Annotated in this window: 4 protein-coding genes and 1 pseudogene; 1 reads left to right on the top strand and 4 read right to left on the bottom strand. The window is 44.5% G+C overall.

The window, feature by feature from the left end; all coding sequences use genetic code 11:
• Window positions 1–180 precede the first annotated feature (180 nt).
• The 4 genes and pseudogenes from ACFINX_RS09205 to ACFINX_RS09220 all read right to left on the bottom strand — a co-directional run.
• Complete coding sequence (locus ACFINX_RS09205) at window positions 181–2,289, bottom strand: hypothetical protein (protein WP_375668716.1); 2,109 nt, start codon at window positions 2,287–2,289, stop codon at window positions 181–183.
• Entirely contained in the window at window positions 2,258–3,673 is a 1,416-nt protein-coding gene (locus ACFINX_RS09210; protein ID WP_375668717.1) for a hypothetical protein, read from the bottom strand. Before ACFINX_RS09210 ends, ACFINX_RS09205 begins: the two co-directional genes overlap by 32 nt.
• A gap of 17 nt (window positions 3,674–3,690) precedes the next feature.
• Window positions 3,691–3,924, bottom strand: coding sequence for a hypothetical protein (locus ACFINX_RS09215; protein ID WP_375630375.1), 234 nt, complete (start codon window positions 3,922–3,924; stop codon window positions 3,691–3,693).
• Window positions 3,925–3,933: 9 nt separating this feature from the next.
• Window positions 3,934–4,131, bottom strand: a pseudogene (locus ACFINX_RS09220) (phage tail protein); the annotation flags it as partial.
• A gap of 177 nt (window positions 4,132–4,308) precedes the next feature.
• Here ACFINX_RS09220 and ACFINX_RS09225 point away from each other — a divergent pair.
• A complete protein-coding gene (locus tag ACFINX_RS09225) occupies window positions 4,309–5,475 on the top strand; it encodes a tyrosine-type recombinase/integrase (RefSeq protein ID WP_375612608.1) in 1,167 nt (388 codons plus the stop codon).
• The last annotated feature ends 18 nt before the right edge of the window (window positions 5,476–5,493 follow it).

The following is a 5,493-nucleotide window of genomic DNA, read 5'->3' on the forward strand; positions in this document are numbered from 1 at the left end:
TGCGTGTCATCTTCAATCCCCTCTTCTCCCTCTCCAAGCTCTTTAACAAAGACCCAATAAAAACGTGTTGCTAAAAGCATCTCTAGCCTTCTTACCGTTTCAACTTTGTCAAAAGAAAGCATGTTCAGATAATCTTGCTTGCTATTTAAATGTTCTGGATAATCTATCATCTACCCCTCCTCACAAATCACGGGAATGGCTACAACCACGCGCACATAATTGTTCATTACCTCTAGAATAAGATACCGTGGAGCGTGCAAAACATCCGCTATCTACACCATGACTCCACCCTCCTCCTCCTGATAACCATCTCATTTCTAACCTAGCCTGCCCCCTATTCGTTATTTGCATAGGAAACGTTCCTGCTAAAAACTGCCAAACATAACCGCAACCTTCCTCACAACCGATATGCGAGATCATACGACGATTTGCTGTATCAACGTGACCTCCTGAAGTCTTAGGAGAGGGGGGAGTCTTACCTTTAATACTTGTTTTGTCATTACTTCCATACATGGTTGAAGCAAATTCCACATCACTCAGTAAGGATTTCTTGACACGCATCATATCCGTTACATGATCTGTATAGGTACGACCTGTTGTGATCGGAACACCATATGCCGAGCGCGTATTTTCACCGGTGCCTGACTGAAGATAAATATCAACCCAAAGATCTGTAGAGGGGTCATAAACCATACCTTCTGGTGAACTATGCGGACGGTGATTGAGACACCAAACTGAATTGGGTAAAATATCCCCTGCTCTATAACCAGACAATGGATGACCGGAAATCGTACCAACATCCGCACAGAGCGTATGAAACCCTCCTATCTTTCGCGAATTACTCACTGTGTAATCCCTTGGATACGTAGAGTTTTCTGATAAAACAAATTTATGAGACTGTCCTCCATCAGAAACCAAATAAACATAATAATCCTTACCCGCCGAAAGAGAAGGAACGCTTATTCTTGTATCTACCGTATAACTTGCAACTAAAATATCATTGCCTAATGCCAAAGTTATGCGTGTTCCTTTTTTCAAGGTTAATTGCGCTTTGCCTGTCGCTACAAGAAACGGGGTGGAAATTGAAAGAACCGTTAAATTGGACTGTTTCAGTAAATTGTTTACCTCTTCCGCTAGCGCTTTTGCCTGTGAAGCTACTGTATGGGCTGTTGTTGCCGTTGCTAGGGAACTCTTGATCCCTCCAAGCTCTTGTTTCGTCGTATCGGCTGTTTTTTTGGCTTCTTCTGCTGTCCTTTTCGCTCTATCGGCTACTTCTTTGGCTTTTTCGGCTTCGCTCTTGGCTTGATAGGCTTGTGAATCTGCCGACTCGGCTTTTTTCTTGGCTTCTTCTGAGTACATCCGCGCTAAACTTACGGGGGCTTTAAAATTCTCAACCACTTGGTTGATATCAATAACCCTACTCCTCGCAGACGAGGCTATTTTCTCTGCATTTTCTGCCTGATTGCGCGCTTGCGTCGCATCATGTCTTGCATAACCAGCAGACTCCTTGGCTTCCTTGGCTATTTTTTGTGCCTCTTCCGCTTCTTCTTCTAAAGACGCGGCTTTCTTACCCGCTGTTTCAGCTGCCTTTTGCGCCTCTCCTGCTATATATTTTGCATTACTCGCTATTTCCTTGGCTTTTTCTACTTCATTCTTGGCTTCATACGCTCGGTCATCGGCTTTCTCTGCTATTTTCTTGGCTTCTTCACCTGCCATTTCTGCTAATCTTGCTATAGTCTTAGCGTTATTGGCTGCTTCATTCGCGTCGTAAGCTTTACTCCACGCTTCATTCGCTGTGCTTTTTACTTTTTCCACCTCACTACGCGCTTGCTCCGCATCATGGTTAGCATAACCTGCTGTCTGTTTGGCTTCTTTAGCTATTTTTTGTGCTTCTTCTGCGGCTGCTTCTAAAGACGCGGCTTTTTTACCCGCTGTTTCAGCTGCCTTTTGCGCCTCTCCTGCTGCATATTTTGCACTATTGGCTATTTCCTTGGCTTTTCCGGCTTCATCTTTTGCTTCATACGCGTAATTATTGGCTTTCTCTGCTATTTTCTTGGCTTCTTCGCCTGCCGTTTCTGCTAAACTTGCTGTAAGCTTAGCACTATCTGCTGTTTCATTCGCTTTGTGGGCTTTATTCCACGCTGCATTCGCTGTGCTTTTTGCATTTTCCACCTCACTACGCGCTTGCTCCGCATCATGTTTGGCATAACCTGCTGTCTGTTTGGCTTCTTGTGCTATTTTCTCGGCTTCTTCCGCTTTACGCTTCGCCTCTTGTGCTATGCCCTTCACCGCTTCCCCACTCACCTGCCCTGCCGTCTCTCCTGAACGGCACCGCAGACTCTGCTACCGCTTTCGCTTCCAAAGCTATTCTAGAGGCTTCTGTTGTGCTCTGTTGGGCTTGCTCCGCTTTCGCTATTGCACTATCTGCTGCACTCTTGGCTTCTTCTGCTGTGCTCTTCGCTGCATTCGCAACTGTCTCTACACTTTCGGCTTTAGCTTTTGCATCAGCGGCTGTCTGCTGTGAACTTACTGCTGTGCTATGAGCTGTTTCCGCTAAACTCTTAGCTTCACTCGACTTCGTTAACGCTTCTAAAGCTTTTTGCCCGATCTCATCACCAGCCTGTTTAGCTGTGGTAGCGGTCGATAATGCCGTTTCTGCAATACCTTTCACTTCTTCAGAAATATTCTTGACATCATTGACTAAGGTAAGCGCTGTAGATGCTTTATCCTTCGCTGCATTCGCTTCTGTAAGCGCATTGGTAGAGGCATTTTGGGCTTCTGTTGCGAGTTGTTTGGCTTCTTCTGAGAGTGTCTTAGATGACTCTGCTATCTGTTTGGATTCTCTTGACTCCGTTAATGCCTTCTCTACTGCCGTTTGTACTTGAGACGCTGTTTTTGTAAGTTCTCTAACAGAAGATGTCGCCCGTTCCGATAAACCTTTTGCTTCTTCGGCAATATCCTTCGCATCAGCGGCTGTCTGTTTGGCTCCATCTGCCTTCATACTTGCTTGTGTCGCTACTGTCTTAACTTCATGACACGTTGCTACCGCTGTTGCGGCTACTTGCGTCGTCTCTGTTGCTGTTTGGGAAGCATCTCTCGCTGTTTGTTCTGCACGTTCAGCAATGGATTTCGATTCATCGGCTAATCTCTTTGCTTCTGTCGAGACATGGACGGCGTTCTCACTTGCCTGCTTGACCTCTACAAAACTTTGCAATGCCGTAGCCAATGAACCTTTCGTACTACTTATTTCCCCTGTAGCTCTATCAAATCCTGCCTTTGCCTCTTCTGCCATTTGCTTGGCGGCATCAGAGGCACTCTTGGCTTCTTCGGCTAATCCCTTGGCTGTATCCGCTGTATCTTTTGCAAGATTAGCCGTTGTTGTTACTGCTGTAACCGCTTCACCCGTTTTGGTAACTTCGCTAAGCGCTCTTTCCGATACTTTTTTCGCCTCTTCTGCAACCTGTTGCGCACCATTCGCACGCGACATGGCTTTTTCTGCTTCTTGACGTGCATTAACAACCTGCTCTAACGGCGCAAAGGTTTCATACGAATACAAAGAGGCCGTCCCTAAAAGCTTTGGAACAACAACGCTGTCTTGAGAAGTCCCTTCTCTGATTTCCTCTTTCGTTGCAACAGGTATCAAATATTCATGTTCATGATCGGGTATCTTCATCTGCTTTATTCCTTCATTCAGAGGGCTTCATCCAATGAACACTCTTTCAAATCTTCAAACTCTTCTCTTAAGGTCTCTAAGCGCTTCTCTAAATCTTTCAGTGAACCATCAAGCTCTGTTTTCAAAGCGGCTTTCAGTAAATCAAAAACGCCAGTAAGCGGCGCATGTACAAAACCTCCCCCAGAATACAAAACGACCCGTACTTGAGACGGGTCGCTAATCTCTGATATCGCAAACGGTTTTAATGACATTTCAACTCCTCATGTCTTGATCCCATAAATTACACTCACATTAACGGGGCGCGTTTCAACACCACCAACCCTCTCTGCCATGAGATGATGTTCATGATGCTCTCTGTCATTCAGACCTTCTGTTATAGGCGTTGAATAATATAAAAAATTAGCAAAGGGGCTCCTGATAAACCAAGGTAAACGCGGTGGCTTGTCTTTTTCTGTAAACCTACAACACACTGATTTATAATGATAATTCACTGTTTTGTATGTTGAATGAGAGTCTCGAATAACGTAAGATTCTCTCATTTCAAGTCTGTTTATATTGAATCAAACAAACCCATTTGCTTGCACGGCATAAGCGGGGCTGGCGTGTGGGTAAAACTGTATAAGAAAGGAATGAAAATGGTTCTTATGAATCGTCTTAACGCAAGGGCTGTCGCAACATTGGGAGCTGGCAAATATAATGATGGTGCCGGCTTGATCCTCCATAAGCGTAAAGATGGTGGTGCTCAATGGCTTTATCGTTATACCATTCACGGTCGGCGCCGTGAAATGGGCTTGGGCGCCTTAAGACATGTCTCTTTAAAAAAAGCCCGTGAATTGGCAAACCAATGGCGTGCTGTTTTACATGAGGGTCGTGACCCCATTAAAGAACGCGATAAACAAAAGCGTGAGGCAATGCGTAATCTTCATTATTTAAAAAACATTGCTTTAGATGCTTTTGAAAGCCGTAAAGCTGAATTAAAAAGAGATGGTAAAGCTTGTGATTGGTTTTTACCATTACGCCTTCATATTCTCCCTAAATTGGGCTGTCTGCCCGTTTCAGAGATTACACAAACAGAGATACGCAATACCCTTGCTCCTATCTGGCATACAAAAGCTGCAACAGCAGAGAAAGCACTAAATCGTCTTAATCTTTGTCTCAAACATGCGGCTGCATTAGGGTTAGATGTTGATTTACAAGCAACAGAAAAAGCACGCGCGCTCTTAGGTAAACAACGTCATAAAACCACTAATAGACCTGCAATGGATTGGAAAGATGTTCCCGCCTTTTATCAGTTACTCTGTAAAACACAAAACATAACACAACTGGCTTTGCGCTTGCTTATCCTGACAGGCGTTCGTACCAACCCTTTGCGTCATATTCGTGAAGATCAGATTGAAGATGATGTATGGACTATTCCTGCTGAGAATATGAAAGGTTTGCGTGACGCTACAACAGAATTTCGCGTACCTCTATCATCTGAAGCGCTAAAAGTGATTAAACAAGCCCGTTGTATTTCCAAAAGTAATTTCATTCTGTCTTTTTCCGGTCGAGCTCCCCTTGCTGAGAATTGTATGGCAAAATATATGAGAGACAATAAACTTGAAGCCTGCCCGCATGGTTTTCGCTCTAGTTTACGCAATTGGCTTGCTGAAACAACCGATGCTCCCTATGAGGTCGCTGAAACCATTCTAAGTCATACAGTAGGAGGTAAAGTAGAGCGTGCCTATCGTCGGACTGATTATCTAGAACAGCGCCGCGTTTATATGGATAAATGGGCGGCTTATGTCACGGGTCAATCTTAAGATATGGGGTGAATAACC

Origin of the sequence: Bartonella sp. AP36NXGY (assembly GCF_042195865.1) — a bacterium.
GTDB lineage: Bacteria > Pseudomonadota > Alphaproteobacteria > Rhizobiales > Rhizobiaceae > Bartonella.